The organism is Promicromonospora soli (assembly GCF_014653785.1).
Lineage (GTDB): Bacteria > Actinomycetota > Actinomycetes > Actinomycetales > Cellulomonadaceae > Promicromonospora > Promicromonospora soli.
In genome coordinates this window covers 153,148-170,830 of record NZ_BNAS01000007.1, presented here as the reverse complement: position 1 = coordinate 170,830, position 17,683 = coordinate 153,148, and the positions used below count along the sequence as shown (strand labels likewise).

Genomic DNA, 17,683 nt, shown 5'->3' with positions numbered 1-17,683 from the left:
GTCACTCAGGCCGCCGCGGGCATGTCGTGCATGCTCCGGACCTTCTCGTAGATGCCCTCGAACGCGTCGAGGGTGCCGTCCACGGCGTGCGCCGCGACCAGCTCCCGGCTGGCCGCGCCCATGCGGCGGCGCAGGCCGGCGTCCGCCAGGAGGTCGCCGAGCCGGTTCGCCAGCTCGCGCACGTCGCCGGGCGTGTAGAGCCAGCCGTTGACGCCGGGGCGGACCAGGTGGGGCAGCGCCATCGCGTCGGCGGCGACCACCGGCAGGCCCGAGGCCATCGCCTCGAGCGTGACCAGGCTCTGCAGCTCGGCCACCCCGGGCATGCAGAACACGTCGGCCTCGGAGTAGGCGGTAAGCAGCTCGTCGTCGGGCACGTAGCCGCGGAAGCGGACCCGGTGCGAGACGCCGGAGGACGCGGCGAGCGCCGCCCAGTCGTCGGCCTTCGTGCCGGTGCCGACGATCTCGAGCCGTCCCGGCAGGTCCTCGGGGAGCAGGGCGAAGGCCCGGATGATCTCGTCGACCCGCTTCTCCTGGTCGAGGCGGCCCACGAACAGGACCGTCGGCTCCGTGCGGCCGTCCCGGACCGTGGTCGTGTACCGGTCGGTGTCGATGCCGTTGGACACGGGGATCGCGTGGCTGAGCCCGGCGTGCTGCGCGAGCAGGTCCACGGCACGCGGCGTGGGGGCCGTGACGACGTCCGCCTTGGCATAGACGCGGCCGATGTCCTGCCAGAGCCAGCGCCCGACGGTGCGATGCATCGAGCTGGGCACCAGCAGGTAGCCGACCAGGTTCTCGGGCATCAGGTGGTTGGTGGCCACCAGGGGGAGCCCCTCGCGGTGCGCGGCGTCCACCAGTGCGCGGCCGACGATGAAGCTGCCGTTGGTGTGCACGACGTCGGGCCGGATCTCCGCCAGGATCTCCGCGACCGCCCGGCGCGTCTCCCACGGCAGGGAGATCTGCAGGTTGTGGTGCGTCGGGTACCGGCTGGAACGCAGCCCGTGCAGCACGACGCCGTCGAGCACCTCGCGCGAGGGCCGACCTGTCGGAGACGGTGCGACGACGTGCACGTCGTACCCGCGGCGGGCCAGGCCGGTGGCCAGGCTGCCGGCGAACCGGGCGGCGCCGTTCACGGCGGGCGGATAGGTATCGGCGCCGATCAAGATCGTGCGGGGAGTACCAGGCAGGTTCACTGTGCTGTGCCTCTCGATGGTTCGGGAAGTGTCGAAGGGGCGGTACGCGCCGTGCGGGCTGCGACGGCGTCAGGGTGGAGCCGAGCAAGAACGAGGACCCCGGCGGACGCGGCGAGCGCCGCGCCTCCGAGGAGGAACCAGGTGGCGACGGGCGTGTCGGCGCCCTCGCCGAGGAGCAGCGCGCCGAGGAGCACCGCCACGATCGGGTCCACGACGGTGAGGCACGCGACCACTACCTCGGGCGGGCCGGACGGGTAGGCCTGCTGCACCAGCCAGCCGCCCACCACGAGGGCGACGACGGCGCTGGCTGCCGCACCGAGCACCGGCGGCTCGTACCAGCGGCTGTCGCCGGCGGCGAGCTCCTGGAAGATCACCCGCATCAGTGCGGAGAGGAGGCCGAACGCGGTGGCCCCCGCCGTGGCGCAGGCGACGCAGCGCAGCCAGCCGCCCACCGCCAGGCCGCCCATGCCGAGCGCCAGCACGATGCCGCCGACGATGAGAGTGGTCGGCAGGGTGGACCCGGGCGGCGGTGGGTTGCCCGATGTGGCACCCACGGAGGCGGCGACGAACACCGCGACGCCGGCCATGGTCAGGGCGACGCCGAGGAGCACGCTGCGGCCGGGCACGCGGCGCAGCCGGAGCGAGGACAGCAGTACCGCTACGGGCACCGCGAGCACGCCGATCGGCTGAACCAGGCGGAGCGGGGCGAGTGCCAGGGCGATGGCGTGGACTATCGTCCCGCCCCCGGCAAGCCCGAACCCGGCCAGCCAGCCGGGCCGCCGCGCGATCCTGGCGAGGCGGCGCAGCGACAGGACGCGTTCGCGAGGGAGCGGCTCCCCATAGAGGTCGGCGACCTCGCGGTGCTGCAGGACAGCAGCGCCGGCGAAAAGGGCGGCGCCGAGAACGGCGAGGGCGACCGCTATGGCTGGCATGGGTCAACGGTGACGTAAGGATGGCCTTCTCCGCCACCAGGTTTCCCCCCGGAATCGAATGGGGGTTTACCCCCATCTTTGTCGGACCACTCCCGCGGCGGCTACTTGAATGCTTAGGGTCAGCGCGATGAACACCGACACGAACCCGCGCGGCAGTGCCGCGTCGCCGCACGAGGCTGTACCGCAAGAACCCCCGCAGAAAGCACCGTACGCGGGACTCGTCGCGGGCACACCCGTACGCGACGAGGACCGGGAGATCCGCGGCGTCCGCGCCCACATCCGGGTCTACGGCGACGCCGCCGCGCCGAACCGGCTCGTGTTCCTGCACGGCCTCCGGGGCGACCATCACGGACTGGAGCCGATCGTCGCGCACCTCGTGCGTCAGCGCCCTGACCTGCAGGTATGGGTGCCTGACCTGCCCGGATTCGGTGCCTCCGCGCCACTCCCGGAGGGCGTGCACGACGTCGCCGGCTACGCCGCCTGGACGGCCGAGCTGCTGGCCGGCGTCATACCTGAGGGGGACGCCGTCATACCGGAGGGGGACGTGGTCCTGGCCGGACACTCCTTCGGGTCGATCGTCGCGGCAGCAACCATGGCCGCCTCCGGTGCGCCCGCCGTGCGGGCTCTGGTCCTGGTGAACCCGATCGCTACGGCGGCGCTCGCGGGCCCCCGGCGCGTGCTGAGCGCGGTGACGGTCGGGGTGCACCGGCTGGCCGCGGCGTTGCCCGAGGCCATCGGGACTGCACTTCTGCGTCACCAACTGTTCACCCGGATCGCGAGCGTGGCGATGGTCACAACCGGCGACCGGGACCTGCGACGCTGGATCCACGCCGAGCACGACCGGTACTTCTCGGGCTTCGCGGACCGGCGCACGCTGCTGGAGGCGTTCCACGCCTCGGTCGGCACCGACGTCGCCGGCTACGCCGCGGACATCCGCGTGCCGACGCTGCTGGTGGCATCCGAGAACGACGACGTCGCCCCGCTGCCCTCCCAGCGGGTGCTGCAGGCGATGTTCGCCCAGGCGCAGCTCGTCGTCGTCCCGCGGGTGGGGCATCTGGCGCACTACGAGGCGCCGGACGCCGTCGCGCGCGAGATCGCGGGGTTCTTCGCCGGCCTCGAAGGCGCCACGCCATGACGGAAGCGCAGCCGAAGATCGTCGTCGACTGCCGGTACCTGCGGGTCGGCCGCCACGACGGCATCAGCCGGTACACCGCGGGGATCGTGACCGCGCTGGCCAAGCTGCACCCGATCGAGGTGCTGGTCAACGACGAGCGTCAGCTCGACCACCTGCCCGACGGCCTGCCGTGGCACCTGGTGAGCGCCCCGACGAGCTGGCGCGAGCCGTTCGTGGCGCGGCAGGTGCGCCGCACGGGCGCCGACGTCGTGTTCAGCCCGATGCAGACCATGGGCACCTGGGGGCGTGACTACCGGGTGGTGCTGACCCTGCACGACCTCATCTACTACCGGCACCCCACACCGCCCCGGAACCTGCCCGCGCCCGTGCGCCTGCTGTGGCGGGCGTTCCACCTCGCGTGGTGGCCGCAGCGCGTGCTGCTGAACCGGGCCGACGCCGTGGTCACCGTCTCGGAGACCACGCGCGACCTCATCGCGCGGCACCGGCTGACCCGACGCGAGGTAACCGTCGTTCCGAACGCGCCCGACCCGGTGCCGGACCTGGCGGCCGGCCAGGCCGCCCCTCCGCGCACCCGGTCGCTCGTGTACATGGGCTCGTTCATGCCGTACAAGAACGTCGAGCTGCCCGCGCGCGCCATGGCGGACCTGCCGGGGTGGGAGCTGCACCTCATGAGCCCGGTCAAGACCGAACAGCGGGAGCGGCTGAGCGGGCTGGCGGGCGACGGCTCGCTCGTGTTCCACGACGGCGCGTCCGACGAGCTCTACCGTGACGTGCTGCGCAGGGCGACGGCGCTCGTCTCCGGGTCCCGCGACGAGGGCTTCGGGCTCCCGCTGGTGGAGGCCATGTCGCTCGGTACGCCCGTCGTGGTCAGCGACATCCCCGTGTTCCGGGAGGTCGGCGGGGCTGCGGGCGCGTACGTCGACCCGGACGACGTCGCCGGGTTCGTCGCCGCGGTCCGCGAGCTCGAAGATCCGGAGACCTGGGCCGAACGGTCGGCGGCCGCGCGGATCCGTGCCGCAGGGTACGACTGGAACTCCTCCGCCAAGGCTCTGCTCGCCCTTCTGGTAAGGTGAAGTTTGACCGTTATCTATCCGTGATCTAAGGTCTTCGGCGATGACCCGCCGCTACAGCCCACCCGCCAAGACGCCCGAGGCGACCTACGCAACCACGGGTAGTACGGGCCGGAAAACCTCCGGCCGGCTCGTGGCCATAGATGGGCTGCGGTTCGTCGCCGCCGCGGCCGTGCTCCTGTACCACTTCACGGCGACCACGAGCGTGAGCGGCTACTGGGGTGTCAACCCGGTCCACGCGTTTCCGCTGCTCAACGAGTTCACGCGGTACGGCTGGCTCGCCGTCGAGCTGTTCTTCATGATCTCGGGGTTCGTCATCCTGCTCACCTCGGACGGCCGGGGGATAGCGGGCTTCATCGCCTCCCGGGTCGGCCGGCTCTTCCCGGCCTACTGGGCGTGCGTCGTGCTGACGGCGGGCCTGCAGCAGGTGTGGTCGGGCGGACGGCAGGCGAGCCTGACCGAGACCCTCGTCAACCTCACGATGGTGCAGGACCTGTTCCAGGTCACGGGACTCCAGGTCGTGTTCTGGACCCTGCTCGTGGAGCTCAAGTTCTACCTGCTCGTGCTGGTAGTGCTGGCGCTCGGTCCGCTCACGCGCAACCGGGTGCTGGCCTTCGCCGCGATCTGGCCGCTCGCCGGCTGGGCCGCCCAGGCGCTCGGCGCCCAGTGGCTCGTCGACTGGCTGGTGCCGAACTACGCCCCCTACTTCGCCGTCGGCATGCTGCTGTTCCTCGCCTACCGCGACGGGTTCGACCTGGTCACGGGCCTCATCCTCGTCGGGTCGCTGGGCCTGTGCGTCATGCGGGTCGTCGATGCCGCCGGCCGCGCTTCCGACCTCCAGGGCGTCCTGGTGAGCCCATTCGTCGCGGCGGCGATCATGCTGGCGTGCGTCGTCGCCGTCTGGGCGACGACGCTGCAGGGCAAAGTGCGCCCGCCCGGCCGGCTGGTGGCAGCGCTCGGCACGGCCGGTGCCCTGACGTATCCCATCTACCTGGTGCACACGCAGTTCGGGTACGCCGTGATCGACCTGCTCGCCCACCAGACCACCCGCACGGTCGCCCTCTTCGCGGCGGGCGCGCTGAGCGTGGTCCTCGCGGTGGCGATCCACTACGGCGTCGAGCGGCCGACGTCGGCCCGGCTGCGCCGGGCGGTGCAGGCCGGGCTGCTCCGCTGCTCGGACGCCCTGCGCTCGCGTGGCCTGATGCGCGCCTGGGACGACATCCGGACCTGACGCGTCACCCGAGTGAGGTCGAGCCGCGCGCTCAGCGCGGCGGGTCCGCCACCGCGAACGGAAGACGGTGCAGCAGCGCCGCCTGCTCCTCGGCCCGCTTGCGCTCCCGCTGGCCGGCGGCGAGCTCGCGCTCGCGACGCTCGGCGAGGACCGCGTGCAGGAATGCCTCGGGATGCGTTCCGGGCGGCGGCCCGGGGGCGACGTAGGGCTCGATGCGGCCGGCGAGGTCGTCGGCGAGCCGCGCCCGGGAGTCGGGGGCGAGGCGGGCGGCGCGGCCGAGCAGCTGGCGCGCGGCCAGGGCCAGCCCGTCCGGCAGACGGCGCATGTCCGCGGTGTGCGCCCACGCGGCCAGGCTCTGCGGCATCACGACCGGGGCCGACGGCGGCTTGCCGCCCCGCACCCGAACCGCGTACGTGCCGGCGGCGATGTCGCCGAGGCGCTTGCCCTTCGCGTTGGACAGCGACGCGATGGCCGCGATAGCGCCGAACGTGAGCCACAGCTCGAACACCCCGATCAGGGCGCGGACCAGCGCGTGCCGGAACCGGACCGGACCGCCGTCGTCGCGCACCACGCGGATGCCGCAGGCGAGCTTGCCGACCGACCGGCCGCGTGACAGCGTCTCGACCGTGACGGGCACGCCCACGACCACGGCCGCGCTCGCCACGGAGAAGATGATCAGGGCCAGGTCCTGGCTCATCGTGGCGACCTCGAAGAACCAGATGCCGGCGATGGACAGGAAGATCCAGATCGCAGCGCCGACCACTATGAAGTCGAGCATCGCCCCCATGCCGCGGGTGATGAACGAGGCGGGGCGCGCGTCCAGCACCACGCCCTCGCCGATGACTATGCCGTCCTGCACGGTTCCTCCGGTCGGTGTGGGGCCTCGGGGTCACGCCGTAATTCCTGTGCGGCAGACTACCGTCGTGGACATCGACGCCTTCACCGCCGTGCACGCCGCAGAGTGGGACCGCCTCAAAGAGCTCTCGTCCCGGCGCCGCCTGGACGGCGCCGAGTCCGACGAGCTCGTGCGCCTGTACCAGTCGGTGGCCACGCACCTGTCGACCGTCCGTTCCGCTGCACCGGACCCGGCGCTGGTCACCAGCCTGTCCGACGTCCTGAACCGCGCGCGCACTCGCATCGCGGGCACGCACGAGCCCGCCTGGCGCGAGGTCGTGCGGTTCACGATGGTGTCGCTGCCGGCGGCGTTCTACCGGATCCGGTGGTGGTCCCACGCGGTAACGGCGGCCTGCCTGCTCGTCGCGATCGTCGCCGGCATCTACATCGCCACCGACGCCGACGCGCTGAACTCGATGATGACGCCGGCGGAGCAGGACGAGTATGTGAACAACGCGTTCGCCTCGTACTACGAGCCGGGCCCCGGGTTCGCAGGCGTCGTGTGGACCAACAACGCGCGGATCGCCGCCCTGGCCGTGGCCGGCGGGATCACCGGATTCTTCACGCTCAACGTGCTCTGGCAGAACTCGGTAGGCGTGGGCGCAGCTGGCGGCATGATGGCCGCCCACGACCAGCTCGACCTGTTCCTCACGCTCATCGCCCCGCACGGCCTGCTCGAGCTGACGTGCATCTTCGTCGCAGGAGCGGCGGGCCTGCGGCTGTTCTGGACCCTGATCGACCCGGGCCACCGCAAGCGCTCGGTAGCCATGGCAGCCGAGGGGCGCTCCCTGATCACGACGGTCATCGGGCTCGCGGTCGCGCTCGGGGTCTCCGGCCTCGTGGAGGGCTTCGTCACCGGCTCGGAGATGTACTGGTGGCTCAAGATCCTGATCGGCGCCATGGTGCTCGCCGGGTTCTGGGCCTACGTGTACGTGCTGGGCGGGCGAGCGGTCCGGGCGGGGGCCACCGGTGACCTCGCCGAGCACGAAGCGGGCGCGACCGTGGTCACGGCTGGGTGACGGCTGCGGGAAGACCCCGCAGTACGCTCGAGTTACGCGGGCCCGGTGTCGGTGCCCCGTACTAGGGTTGCGGCGCAGGCACGACTTGAGACGAGACCCGGAGCACGCCCCATGACGACGCCCGAGAGCGCACCCGACCAGCCGGCGCAGCCGACGCCCCCGCAGCCCGGAGGGTCCCAGCCCGCCGGCGGCTGGGGCGAGCCGCCGCGGTACGGGCAGTACGCGCCCGGGTACGACCCGGCAGCGCCGCCAGCTCCCGAGCAGTCGCAGCACGGGACGCCGCCGGGAGTTCCTGCAGCCGGGCAGTACGGCCAGAGCCAGTACGGGCAGTACGCCCCGTTCTCGCCGCAGGTACCTGGCTACCGGCCCCCGGCCGACAAGCCCGGCATCGTCCCGCTGCGCCCGCTCACCCTGGGCGAGCTGTACGACGGCGCGTTCGGCGCGGTCCGGCACAACCCGGGCGTGACGCTGGGCCTGACGGCGATCGTCGTGGTCGGCGCCGTCGTGCTCGGCACCCTGATCAGCATCCCCCTGACCACGCTGTTCACGGACCTGTTCGCCAGCGTGTTCACCCAGCTCGAGGTCGACCCCGCCACCGAGGACCTGGGCTTCACGCAGGACCTCCTGGGCGTGACCTACGGGTCGGCGCTCGGCACCGGCCTGCTGCTCACGCTTGCGACGCCGCTCGCCATGGGCATCATGGCCATCTCCGTCAGCGACTCGGTCATCGGCCGCAAGGTTTCGGTGTCCGACGCGTGGCGGCGCGCCGCCAAGCGCTGGTGGTTCCTCATCGGGTTCTCGCTGCTGAGCTTCGTCGCGGTGCTCGTGGCCTACGCGCTGGCCATCGCGATCGTGGCCGGGCTGTTCGCCGTGGACACGACGCTCGGCGTGATCGGGATCTTCGTCGTCCTCATCGCACTGGTTGTGGGCGGCGTCTGGGCGGTCACCCGGGTCGCCCTCATCCCGCCGGCGCTCGCGGTCGAGGGCGGCGGGTTCTGGGCCACGTGCCAGCGGGCGTGGAAGCTGACCCGCGGCACGTTCTGGCGGGTGCTCGGCATCTACCTGCTGACCTCGATCATCCTGAGCGTCATCGGCCAGATCGTCGCGGTTCCCGTGGGCATCGTCATGGGCGTGGCGATGACGGCTGCCAACGACGTGGGCGTCGCGGTCAGCCTCGGGCTCACCTACATCATCACGGGCGGCATGAGCGTGCTCTTCCTCGGCGGCGTCATGGCCCTGCTCTACATCGACACCCGGATGCGACGCGAGGGACTGGACGTTCAGCTGCAGGCCGCGGCCGCAGCCGCGGCGGACAAGTGACATGAGGTTCGACGTACCTGTCGTCCCGGACCGGGACACCGCCCGCGAGTGGCTCACGAGCGAGCTCCAGCGCCCCGAGTACGCGGAGCGGGAGTCGCTGCTCTCACGCCTCATCAGCTGGGTGCTGGAGCGCCTGGACGAGATCGAGTGGCCCGCGGCTCTCACCATGGCGGGCCCGCAGCTCGCGATCACCATCGCGGTGATCGCCGCGGTGGTGGTCGGGATCGCCTGGTTGGTGGCCGGGCCGGTGCGACTGGGGCGCGACCGCGCCCGTTCCGCGAAGGTGCTCGACAGCGACGACACCCGCTCGGCCGCGGAGCTGCGCGCCTCGGCGGACGCCGCGGCGGCGTCGGGTGACTGGCGGACGGCGGTGGTCGAGCGTTTCCGCGCCGTCGTCCGGATCCTGGAGGAACGAGTGATCATCGAACCGCGACCCGGCCGTACGGCACAGGAGGCCGCCGCCGACGCAGGGGAGCGCTTGCCCGCGCAGGCCGCACGCCTGCGCTCGGGCGCGGACCTGTTCGACGGGGTCGAGTACGGTGACCTGGTCGCCACGGCCGCGGACGACGCCGCGCTGCGCGAGCTCGACGCCGAGGTCGCGGCGGCCCGGCCCGCTGCCCTGCCGGTCGCCGGCTCGGCCGCTGGTGCGAGCTCCGGCTCGGACACCGAGGAGCGGGCGGAAGAGAAGCCTGGGGTGTCCGCGTGACCGCCCCGGCGGTGCCCCCGCCCCACGCTCCGACTCGGCCCGCGCCTGCGGCCCTGGTCAACGAGCCACCGGTGATCATCGGCGACGACACCACCGGCCGGTCGCGCGCCGCCAACAGATGGCGCCGCATGCGCTGGCCGCTGACGGTGCTCGGGGTGATCGCGCTGCTCGTCCTGTTCCTCGCGGTGGTGCGCCAGCCGACGTCGGCCGAGTCATACGCGCCGGACAACCCGGAGTCGGACGGGGCCATGGCCGTGGCCGAGGTGTTGGAGGACCAGGGCGTGCAGATCACGCACGTCACCTCGGTGGCCGACGCCGTCGCGGCCGCCGGCCCCGACAGCACGCTCCTGGTCACACCCAACCCGGCGTTCTTCGCCGAGGACCAGATCTCGTCGCTGAGCCGCACGGGGGCGGACCTCGTGGTGCTCAACCCGGACTACAGCATGATCGGGGCCGTGACTCGGAACACTGTCGACTCCATGTACAGCGAGCTGTCCGGCCCCGTCCAGCCGCAGTGCGACGACCCGGCCGCGCGGGCAGCGGGCGCGCTCGAGCTCGGGCCCGGCCTCTACGACACGTCGACTAACGGCGACGCCGTCCGCCCAGTCCTGTGCTGGCCCGACGGCATGGGCGCCTTCGCCTATGCACGCCTGGACTTCCCGGACCGGTCGGTGACCGTGGTCAGCGACCCGGCGGTGATCCGCAACGACTCGGTCCTGGACGAGGGCAACGCGGCGCTCGCGCTGTGGATGCTCGGCCAGCACGAGGACCTCGTCTGGCTGGTGCCGAACCCGATGGACGTCAGCACCGGCGACGACGAGCCAACGCCGGCCGAGCGCGGCCAGGTGAACCCCCAGATGCCGCCGGGTTCCGCGCCGGTCGCCCTCGTGGCTGTGCTCGCTGCCGTGCTGCTCGCGCTCTGGCGCGTGCGCCGCATGGGCCCGCTCGTCGTCGAGGACCTGCCGGTCCTCGTCCGCTCGGCCGAGGCGACCCGCGGCCGCGCCCGTCTGTACCGGGCGGCCCGTGCCAGCGGGCATGCCGCCGCGGGCTTGCGGGCGGCGGCGGCGGACCGGATCGCCTCACGCCTCGGTCTCGCCCGCTCGTCCGATGCCAATACCGTGGTCGATGCCGTCGTGGCCGCCACGAACCGCCCGCCGCAGCAGGTGGCAGACCTGCTCTATGGCCCACCGCCCGCTGACGACGCCGCGCTCGCCGAGCTCGCGCGCCGACTCGACTTCCTGGAGAGCGAGGTCTACCGACCGTGACCGAACCAGCCTTCCCCAACCAGCCCGCCCAGCAGCCCGCTGAGCCGAGGCCCGCTCCGCAGCCGCAGCCCGTGGCAACGGCTCCGCAGCCTGTGGCCACGCAGACCGCGCCCGAGCCGCCCGCCCCGTCGCAGGAGCTGCGCGCCGCCCTGGCGGCGGTCCGTACCGAGGTGGGCAAGGCCGTCGTCGGGCAGGACGCGGCGGTGACCAGCCTGCTCATCGCGCTGCTGTGCCAGGGGCACGTGCTCCTGGAGGGCGTGCCGGGCGTGGCGAAGACCCTCCTGGTCCGCACCCTGGCGGCGGCCCTGCGGCTGGACACCAAGCGCGTCCAGTTCACGCCCGACCTCATGCCGGGCGACGTGACGGGCTCGCTCGTGTACGACGCGCGCACTGCCGAGTTCTCGTTCCGCGAGGGCCCCGTGTTCACCAACCTGGTGCTGGCGGACGAGATCAACCGCACGCCCCCCAAGACCCAGGCGTCCCTGCTGGAGGCGATGGAGGAGCGGCAGGTGTCGGTGGACGGCAAGCCCCGTCCGCTGCCCGACCCGTTCCTGGTGATCGCCACCCAGAACCCCGTCGAGTACGAGGGCACCTACTCGCTGCCCGAGGCCCAGCTCGACCGGTTCCTGCTCAAGCTCGTGCTTCCGCTGCCCGAGCGCGAGCAGGAGATCGAGGTCCTGGCCCGGCACGCCGCGGGCTTCGACCCGCGCAACCTGGCGGCCGCCGGTGTCACGCCCGTCGCCGACGCCACGATCCTGGAGCGTGCCCGCGTCGAGGTGGCGCGGGTCCAGGTGTCGCGGGAGGTGCTCGGCTACGCCGTGGACGTCTGCCGCGCCACCCGCTTCTCGCCGTCGCTCTCGCTTGGCGTCTCTCCGCGTGGCGCCACCGCGCTGCTGCGCACGGCGCGGGCGTGGGCGTGGCTGTCGGGACGCTCGTTCGTGACGCCCGACGACATCAAGGCGCTCGCCCACCCGACGCTGCGGCACCGCGTGCAGCTGCGCGCCGAGGCCGAGCTCGAGGGCGTCACCGCCGAGGGTGTGCTGGACACGGTGCTGGCCTCCGTGCCGGTACCGCGGTGACCAGGGTGGCCGCCCTTCGACCGGCTCGGGAACCGCGCATCGAGACCCGGGGAACCCGATGGTCGTGACGTGGCGGGCCGCCGCCCTGATGGGCCTCGGGGTGGTGCCCGTGCTGCTCCTGCCGGCGAACGGCACGGTGCTGGTCTGGGCGGCGGTAGTGGTCCTGGTGTGCCTCGTCGACGTCGCGCTGGCCGCGTCGCCGCGGCGAGTCGCCGTACAGCGCCGGGTTCCGGCGTCGGTCCGGCTGCGCTCGGAGGCGACCAGCGAGCTCGTCGTCCGGAATGCCTCCGGCCGGCGGCTGCGTGGCGTGATCCGCGATGCGTGGGGCCCGTCGGCCGGCGCCGGTCCGGGGCGGGGGAACGGTCAGCGGGCGCGTCCGGCGTCGGGCGGCTCGGGGCGCCACCACGTGGACCTGCCCGACGGCGAGGCCGCGCGCCTGCCCACCACGCTCGTGCCGACGCGGCGCGGCGACCGGGCGGCGGGCGGCGTGACGATCCGCAGCCTCGGGCCGCTGGGTCTGGCGGGCCGCCAGGTGACGCTGCCCGTGCCCGGCCGCCTGCGCGTGCTGCCGGAGTTCGCCAGCCGCAAGCACCTGCCGTCGCGCCTGGCGCGGCTGCGGGAGATGGACGGCCGCGCGGCGGTGCAGATCCGCGGCGAGGGCACGGAGTTCGACTCGCTCCGGGAGTACGTGGTGGGCGACGACGTCCGCTCGATCGACTGGCGTGCCACCGCCCGCCGCCGCGAGGTGGTGGTGCGCACGTGGCGCCCCGAGCGGGACCGGCGCGTGCTGATCGTGCTGGACACGGGCCGTACGGCCGCCGCCCGCGTGGGCGCCGCTGACTCGACGGGCGCGCCGCGGCTGGACGCCAGCATCGAGGCGGCGCTGCTGCTCGCCGCGCTGGCCGGGCACGCGGGGGACCGGGTTGAGCTCGTCGCGTTCGACCGCACCGTGCGGTCCCGTGTGGTGGGCGCGGCCGGGCCGCGGCTCATGCCCGCCATGGCCGAGTCCCTGGCGACCGTCGAGCCGGTGCTGCTGGAGACCGACTGGCCGGGCGTGGTGACGCAGGTGCGGACCCGCATGACACAGCGCGCGCTCGTGGTGCTGCTCACGACCCTCGACCCGGCGGCGGTGGAGAACGGCCTGCTGCCCGTCGTGGACCAGCTCGCCCGCGACCACACGGTCGTCGTCGCCTCCGTCGCGGACGAGGAGGTGGCGGGGCTCCGCGCCGGCCGCGAGACGGTCGCCGAGGTCTACGACGCCGCGGCCGCCGCGCGCGGCGACCTGGAGCGCACCGCCGTCACCACGATGCTGCGGCGCTACGGGGCCGACGTCGTCGAGGCGCTGCCGGACGACCTGGCGCCGCGCCTTGCAGACGAGTACCTGGCGCTCAAGGCTGCCGGCCGCCTCTGACCGCCGTCAGACACCGAGATGCCGCAGCACGGCCAGGACCCGGCGGTGGTCGGCGGCGTCCTGCGGGGGTTCTCGCCCCTCCCGAGATCCGGTCCGCCCGAGCGCGACGGCGCCTCAGTGGGGTGAAGACGCCGCGCCGTGGCCCTGAAGACCGGGATTCCTGGACCGGCCTGGCACACTGGAGGACATGAAGGTACGAGTTCTCGTCGTCGATGACGACACAGCACTGGCAGAGATGATCGGCATCGTCCTCAAGGGCGAGGGCATCGAGTCCATCTTCTGCGCCGACGGGGACTCCGCCCTGGGGATGTTCCGCACCCACCAGCCGGACCTCGTGCTGCTCGATCTCATGCTGCCCGGCAAGGACGGCGTGCAGGTCTGCCGCGAGATCCGCGCCGAGTCCGGCGTGCCGATCATCATGCTGACGGCCAAGTCGGACACGCTCGACGTGGTGGTGGGCCTCGAGTCCGGCGCCGACGACTACGTGTCCAAGCCGTTCAAGCCCAAGGAGCTGGTGGCCCGGATCAAGGCCCGCCTGCGCCGCAGCGAGGACCCCGGCCCGGAGCGGCTCGTGGTGGGCGACGTCGAGATCGACGTCACCGGCCACACCGTCATGCGCGACGGCGAGCGCATCGCGCTCACCCCGCTGGAGTTCGACCTGCTCGTGGCCCTGGCCCGCAAGCCCTGGCAGGTGTTCACGCGCGAGGTGCTGCTGGAGCGCGTCTGGGGCTACCGGCACAGCGCGGACACCCGCCTGGTCAACGTCCACGTCCAGCGCCTGCGCTCCAAGATCGAGCGTGACCCGGAGAACCCGGAGATCGTCCTCACGGTTCGCGGCGTCGGTTACAAGGCGGGCGCGACACGCTGATGCCGTCCGGCCTGGTCACTCGGCTCCGCCGGGTGGTGTCAAGGGCCCGGGTGGTCACGATCCGGGCCACCCGTCGATCGGTTGCCCAGTGGCGCGCCTCGCTGCAGCTGCGGGTCGTCACCACCGCGCTGGCGATCGGCTTGGCGGCCATCGCGGTGCTGGGGCTGTACCTGTCGACGTCGGTCCGGGACGGCATCTACGAGCAGCGCCTGGCGGCCATCGACCGAGAGGCCGCCGCGCTGACGGCGCAGGTCTCGCGGACCTTCTCGGAGACGGCCACGACGTCGGACGGCGAGCTGCAGACGCTGCTGAACGACACCATCGCGACGCTCGGCGCCACGAGCGGTTCCACGGCCGAGGCGTACTTCCTGCTGCACGAGCTCGGCAGCACCGTCCAGGTGAGCGACATCGCCACCCGGCCCGAGCTGACGGACGTGCTCATCACCACCGAGCTGCGCCAGGCCAACCTCGCCTCCGACGACGACCAGGTGCTGCAGGCGGTGGGCATCCCCGCGCCCAACGGCTCGGGCATGGTGCGCCCCGGTGTCATCGTGGGCTCCACGGTCCAGGCCGCGCCGGACGCCGGGTACGAGATCTACTACCTCTACTCCCTGGAGCCCGAGCAGGAGACGCTGTCGTTCGTGCACCGCGTGCTGCTCGCGGGCGGGTTCGGGATGCTCGCGCTCCTCGGCGTCGTCACCTGGACGATGGCGCGGCAGACGGTCACGCCCGTGACGCGCGCCGCGACCGTGGCGGAGCGCCTCGCCGAGGGTCACCTGTCGGAGCGCATGCCGGGTGCCCGCGGCACCGACGAGATGGCGAGCCTCGCGCGATCGTTCAACGAGATGGCGGAGAGCCTGCAGGACCAGATCCGGCGCATGGAGGAGCTGTCGACCATGCAGCGCCGGTTCGTCTCCGACGTGTCGCACGAGCTGCGTACCCCGCTCACCACCATCCGCATGGCGAGCGAGATCATCCACGAGTCGCGCGACCAGATGGACGAGGACGCCGCCCGCTCGGCCGAGCTGCTCCTCGGCCAGATCGACCGGTTCGAGTCGCTCCTGTCCGACCTGCTGGAGATCAGCCGGTTCGACGCGGGCGCCGCCGTGCTCGACGCCGAGCGCCGCGACCTGCGCGACCTCGTCATGTCCGTGGTGGAGCAGGCCGCCCCGCTCGCGGAGACCAAGGACGTGCGGGTCTCGGTACGGCTGCCCGACGGCGACGCCTTCGCCGACTTCGACCCGCGCCGCATCGAGCGCATCCTGCGCAACCTCGTCGTCAACGCGATAGAGCACGCCGAGGAGCGGCCTGTCGAGGTCACCGTCGCGGAGGACAACCGAGCGGTCGCCGTCGTGGTGCGCGACTACGGCGTCGGTATGACGAAGCAGGAGGTCGAGCACGTGTTCGACCGGTTCTGGCGGGCCGACCCGGCGCGAGCCCGCACTACGGGCGGCTCCGGCCTGGGCCTGGCGATCGCGCTCGAGGACGCGCGCCTGCACGCCGGGCGCCTCGACGCCTGGGGCCGCCCCGGGCAGGGTGCGAGCTTCCGCCTCACGCTGCCCCGCAGCGCCGGCGTCGAGGTGGGGGAGCCGCCCGTGACGATGGCGCCCGCGTCCCACGAGGCCGGTCTCCGGACCGGCCAGATCCCGGTGGTGCACCCGGCCACGGGCCCGACGCCGACGACGATCCCCGACCTGTCGGACCCGGACGAGACCGCAGAGTCCGCCGACCCGAGATCTGCCACGAACGACCTGGAGGTGCACTGATGCGTAAGGCAGCAAGCGTCGTTGTCGCCGCTGTCGTCACGCTGGCCGGTGTCGCCGGTCTCGGGGCCTGCGCCCAGATCCCGACGTCGGGCCCGGTGCGGATCGGCAACGCGCCCGTGGAGCGACCGCTCGACATCGCGCTGCTGCCGCAGGGACCGGCGCCCGGCGCGGACCCCAACAGGATCGTGCTGGGCTTCCTGGGCGCGGCCGTGGCGGCGACGACGTCACCGAAGGAGTTCCAGACGGCCCGGGAGTTCCTGACCGAGGACGTCGCCGGCACGTGGGACCCGGAGGAGGCCGTGCGCGTGGTGCGCGAGGCGCCGCTGCCGGAGCCGTTCGAGCGGGGGGTTGAGCTGCGAGGTGCCGAGACGGTGGAGGTCGTCGTGCGCGCGACGACCGTCGCCACCCTCGACAGCGTCGGTACCTACACGGAGGTGGGCAACCCGCGGGAGCTCGGCTACCGGTTCACCCTCGTGAAGTCTGGCGGCGAGTGGCGCATCTCGGCCCTCGACAACGGTGTGCTGGTGCCCTCCAACCTGTTCGCGAACCAGTACCGGGCCACGCGCCTGTTCTTCCCGGCCGCGGACGACATCAAAAGTCTCGTGCCCGACCAGCGCTGGTTCCCCCGGTACTCCTGGCGCACCGTGGCGGTGCGGGAGATGCTCGCCGGGCCGCCCGAGTGGCTCCAGGGGGCTACCCAGTCCCTGGTGCCCGAGGGGACCCAGCTCGCCTCTCCGTCCGTCCAGGACTCGGAGGACGCGGAGGCGGTCGTCGTGCGGCTCAGCGAGCAGATCAGCGCCGCTCCGGCAGCCGAGCGCGCGGTGATCGCCGCGCAGCTCTCCGCGACCCTCTCCGAAGGAGCCGGCCGCGTCCGCCCCGTGGAGCTGTACAGCGCTCAGAACCGGCTCTCCGTCGACGCGGCCGGCGTCAACCTGCCGAAGACGATCGTCCAGCCGATGGTGCTGAAGAACCACCGCCTGTACCGGGTGGACGACGGACGCACCGTGGAGTTCGACCTGCCCAACGACCTGTCGGACCTGGACCCGACGGCGCTCGCGCTCAGTCCGGCGACCGAGCCGATCGTCATCCGGGACGGCACCGACCGGATAGTGAACGTCTCGCTCGACGGCGGCCCGGTGCAGCTCCTGGAAGGTCCGGACCTGGCTGCGCCGTCCGTCGACAAGTTCGGCGCGACGTGGACCAGTGGCGGCACCGGCCAGCTGCGGGTGGCGTCCACCGTGATGGTCGATGGGGAGGTCGCGGTCGAGGAGGTCTCCCTGGAGCCCGACTGGCTGAGCGGGCGCCAGGTGATCAGCGTCTCGGTGTCGCCGGAAGGTTCGCGCATAGCGATCGTGAGCGTGGCGCCGTCGGGCACACAGGTGCAGGTGGCGGGCATCGTGCGGGACAACGAGGACAACCTGGTCGACCTAGCGCCGCCGCTCTCGGTCGCTGCGCCTGTGGTCGACACCGTGGAGGCTCGCTGGGCCGGGCTCACCATGCTGGCGCTCCTGACCCTTGACGACGACGGCATCTCCGGCGTCTGGACCGCCGGCGTCGGCGGGCTGGCCGGCAGCGGTGGCCAGTCGCGGCAGCTCCCGGGCCTCACGGACGTCAAGCAGCTCGCGGCCGGTGTGGCCGACGAGGGGATCCTGGTGGTCACCGAGAACGGCGACCTGGAGCGCGAGGAGACGGGCGTCTGGCAGCCCTTCGCCGACGACGTCGACCTGGTGGCCTACCCGGGCTGACTCGCCCCGCCGAGGTAGAACTGTGGCGAGATAGAACTGGGGCTGAGGTGCT

The 17,683-nt window shown here is 72.8% G+C and carries 15 protein-coding genes; 12 read left to right on the top strand and 3 right to left on the bottom strand.

Annotated elements, in window-relative coordinates; genetic code table 11:
• Positions 1-5: 5 nt before the first annotated feature.
• A complete protein-coding gene (locus tag IE250_RS20970) occupies positions 6-1,190 on the bottom strand; it encodes a glycosyltransferase (protein WP_229872646.1) in 1,185 nt (394 codons plus the stop codon).
• The gene (locus IE250_RS20965) at positions 1,187-2,122 is read right to left on the bottom strand and encodes a hypothetical protein (RefSeq protein ID WP_189671244.1); all 936 of its coding nucleotides are present in this window, start codon (positions 2,120-2,122) and stop codon (positions 1,187-1,189) included. Before IE250_RS20965 ends, IE250_RS20970 begins: the two co-directional genes overlap by 4 nt.
• A 127-nt stretch (positions 2,123-2,249) precedes the next feature.
• On the opposite strand from IE250_RS20965, the gene IE250_RS20960 reads away from it, so the two are divergent.
• Genes IE250_RS20960 through IE250_RS20950 form a run of 3 tightly spaced genes read left to right on the top strand, consistent with a single transcriptional unit; the run spans position 2,250 to position 5,558 of the window.
• Positions 2,250-3,257 (top strand): alpha/beta fold hydrolase, encoded by a 1,008-nt coding sequence (locus tag IE250_RS20960; protein ID WP_189671243.1) that lies wholly within the window; start codon positions 2,250-2,252, stop codon positions 3,255-3,257.
• Entirely contained in the window at positions 3,254-4,330 is a 1,077-nt protein-coding gene (locus tag IE250_RS20955; RefSeq protein ID WP_189671242.1) for a glycosyltransferase family 4 protein, read from the top strand. The genes IE250_RS20960 and IE250_RS20955 overlap by 4 nt, the downstream gene beginning before the upstream one ends.
• 40 nt (positions 4,331-4,370) lie before the next feature.
• Positions 4,371-5,558 carry an acyltransferase family protein gene (locus IE250_RS20950; protein ID WP_189671241.1) on the top strand — a complete coding sequence of 396 codons (1,188 nt, stop codon included), beginning with the start codon at positions 4,371-4,373 and terminating at the stop codon, positions 5,556-5,558.
• 31 nt (positions 5,559-5,589) lie between these two features.
• Here IE250_RS20950 and IE250_RS20945 read toward each other — a convergent pair whose 3' ends face one another.
• The gene (locus tag IE250_RS20945) at positions 5,590-6,417 is read right to left on the bottom strand and encodes an RDD family protein (RefSeq protein ID WP_189671240.1); all 828 of its coding nucleotides are present in this window, start codon (positions 6,415-6,417) and stop codon (positions 5,590-5,592) included.
• A gap of 64 nt (positions 6,418-6,481) precedes the next feature.
• On the opposite strand from IE250_RS20945, the gene IE250_RS20940 reads away from it, so the two are divergent.
• The 9 genes from IE250_RS20940 (at position 6,482) to IE250_RS20900 (ending at position 17,631) form a co-directional block, all read left to right on the top strand.
• Positions 6,482-7,471: a stage II sporulation protein M gene (locus IE250_RS20940; protein ID WP_189671239.1), complete on the top strand. Its 990-nt coding sequence runs from the start codon at positions 6,482-6,484 to the stop codon at positions 7,469-7,471.
• Positions 7,472-7,582: 111 nt separating this feature from the next.
• Positions 7,583-8,791, top strand: coding sequence for a hypothetical protein (locus IE250_RS20935; protein WP_189671238.1), 1,209 nt, complete (start codon positions 7,583-7,585; stop codon positions 8,789-8,791).
• A gap of 1 nt (position 8,792) precedes the next feature.
• Positions 8,793-9,497 (top strand): DUF4129 domain-containing protein, encoded by a 705-nt coding sequence (locus tag IE250_RS20930; protein ID WP_189671237.1) that lies wholly within the window; start codon positions 8,793-8,795, stop codon positions 9,495-9,497.
• Positions 9,494-10,762, top strand: a complete 1,269-nt coding sequence (locus IE250_RS20925; protein ID WP_189671236.1) for a DUF4350 domain-containing protein — start codon at positions 9,494-9,496, stop codon at positions 10,760-10,762. Before IE250_RS20930 ends, IE250_RS20925 begins: the two co-directional genes overlap by 4 nt.
• 92 nt (positions 10,763-10,854) lie before the next feature.
• Positions 10,855-11,841, top strand: a complete 987-nt coding sequence (locus tag IE250_RS20920; RefSeq protein WP_229872657.1) for an AAA family ATPase — start codon at positions 10,855-10,857, stop codon at positions 11,839-11,841.
• 58 nt (positions 11,842-11,899) lie between these two features.
• Entirely contained in the window at positions 11,900-13,252 is a 1,353-nt protein-coding gene (locus IE250_RS20915; RefSeq protein ID WP_189671235.1) for a DUF58 domain-containing protein, read from the top strand.
• Between the two features lie 187 nt (positions 13,253-13,439).
• Complete coding sequence (gene mtrA, locus IE250_RS20910; RefSeq protein WP_189671234.1) at positions 13,440-14,120, top strand: MtrAB system response regulator MtrA; 681 nt, start codon at positions 13,440-13,442, stop codon at positions 14,118-14,120.
• A 32-nt stretch (positions 14,121-14,152) separates the two neighbouring features.
• Positions 14,153-15,886 (top strand): MtrAB system histidine kinase MtrB, encoded by a 1,734-nt coding sequence (gene mtrB / locus IE250_RS20905; protein ID WP_229872645.1) that lies wholly within the window; start codon positions 14,153-14,155, stop codon positions 15,884-15,886.
• A complete protein-coding gene (locus IE250_RS20900; RefSeq protein WP_189671232.1) occupies positions 15,886-17,631 on the top strand; it encodes an LpqB family beta-propeller domain-containing protein in 1,746 nt (581 codons plus the stop codon). The genes mtrB and IE250_RS20900 overlap by 1 nt, the downstream gene beginning before the upstream one ends.
• The last annotated feature ends 52 nt before the right edge of the window (positions 17,632-17,683 follow it).

Bases quoted from the DNA above. Each gene is read 5' to 3' on its own strand.
- IE250_RS20965 (WP_189671244.1), bottom strand. From the start codon at position 2,122: ATGCCAGCCATAGCGGTCGCCCTCGCCGTTCTCGGCGCCGCCCTTTTC.
- IE250_RS20960 (WP_189671243.1), top strand. From the start codon at position 2,250: ATGAACACCGACACGAACCCGCGCGGCAGTGCCGCGTCGCCGCACGAG.
- IE250_RS20955 (WP_189671242.1), top strand. From the start codon at position 3,254: ATGACGGAAGCGCAGCCGAAGATCGTCGTCGACTGCCGGTACCTGCGG.
- IE250_RS20950 (WP_189671241.1), top strand. From the start codon at position 4,371: ATGACCCGCCGCTACAGCCCACCCGCCAAGACGCCCGAGGCGACCTAC.
- IE250_RS20935 (WP_189671238.1), top strand. From the start codon at position 7,583: ATGACGACGCCCGAGAGCGCACCCGACCAGCCGGCGCAGCCGACGCCC.
- IE250_RS20930 (WP_189671237.1), top strand. From the start codon at position 8,793: ATGAGGTTCGACGTACCTGTCGTCCCGGACCGGGACACCGCCCGCGAG.
- IE250_RS20915 (WP_189671235.1), top strand. From the start codon at position 11,900: ATGGTCGTGACGTGGCGGGCCGCCGCCCTGATGGGCCTCGGGGTGGTG.
- mtrA (WP_189671234.1), top strand. From the start codon at position 13,440: ATGAAGGTACGAGTTCTCGTCGTCGATGACGACACAGCACTGGCAGAG.
- IE250_RS20900 (WP_189671232.1), top strand. From the start codon at position 15,886: ATGCGTAAGGCAGCAAGCGTCGTTGTCGCCGCTGTCGTCACGCTGGCC.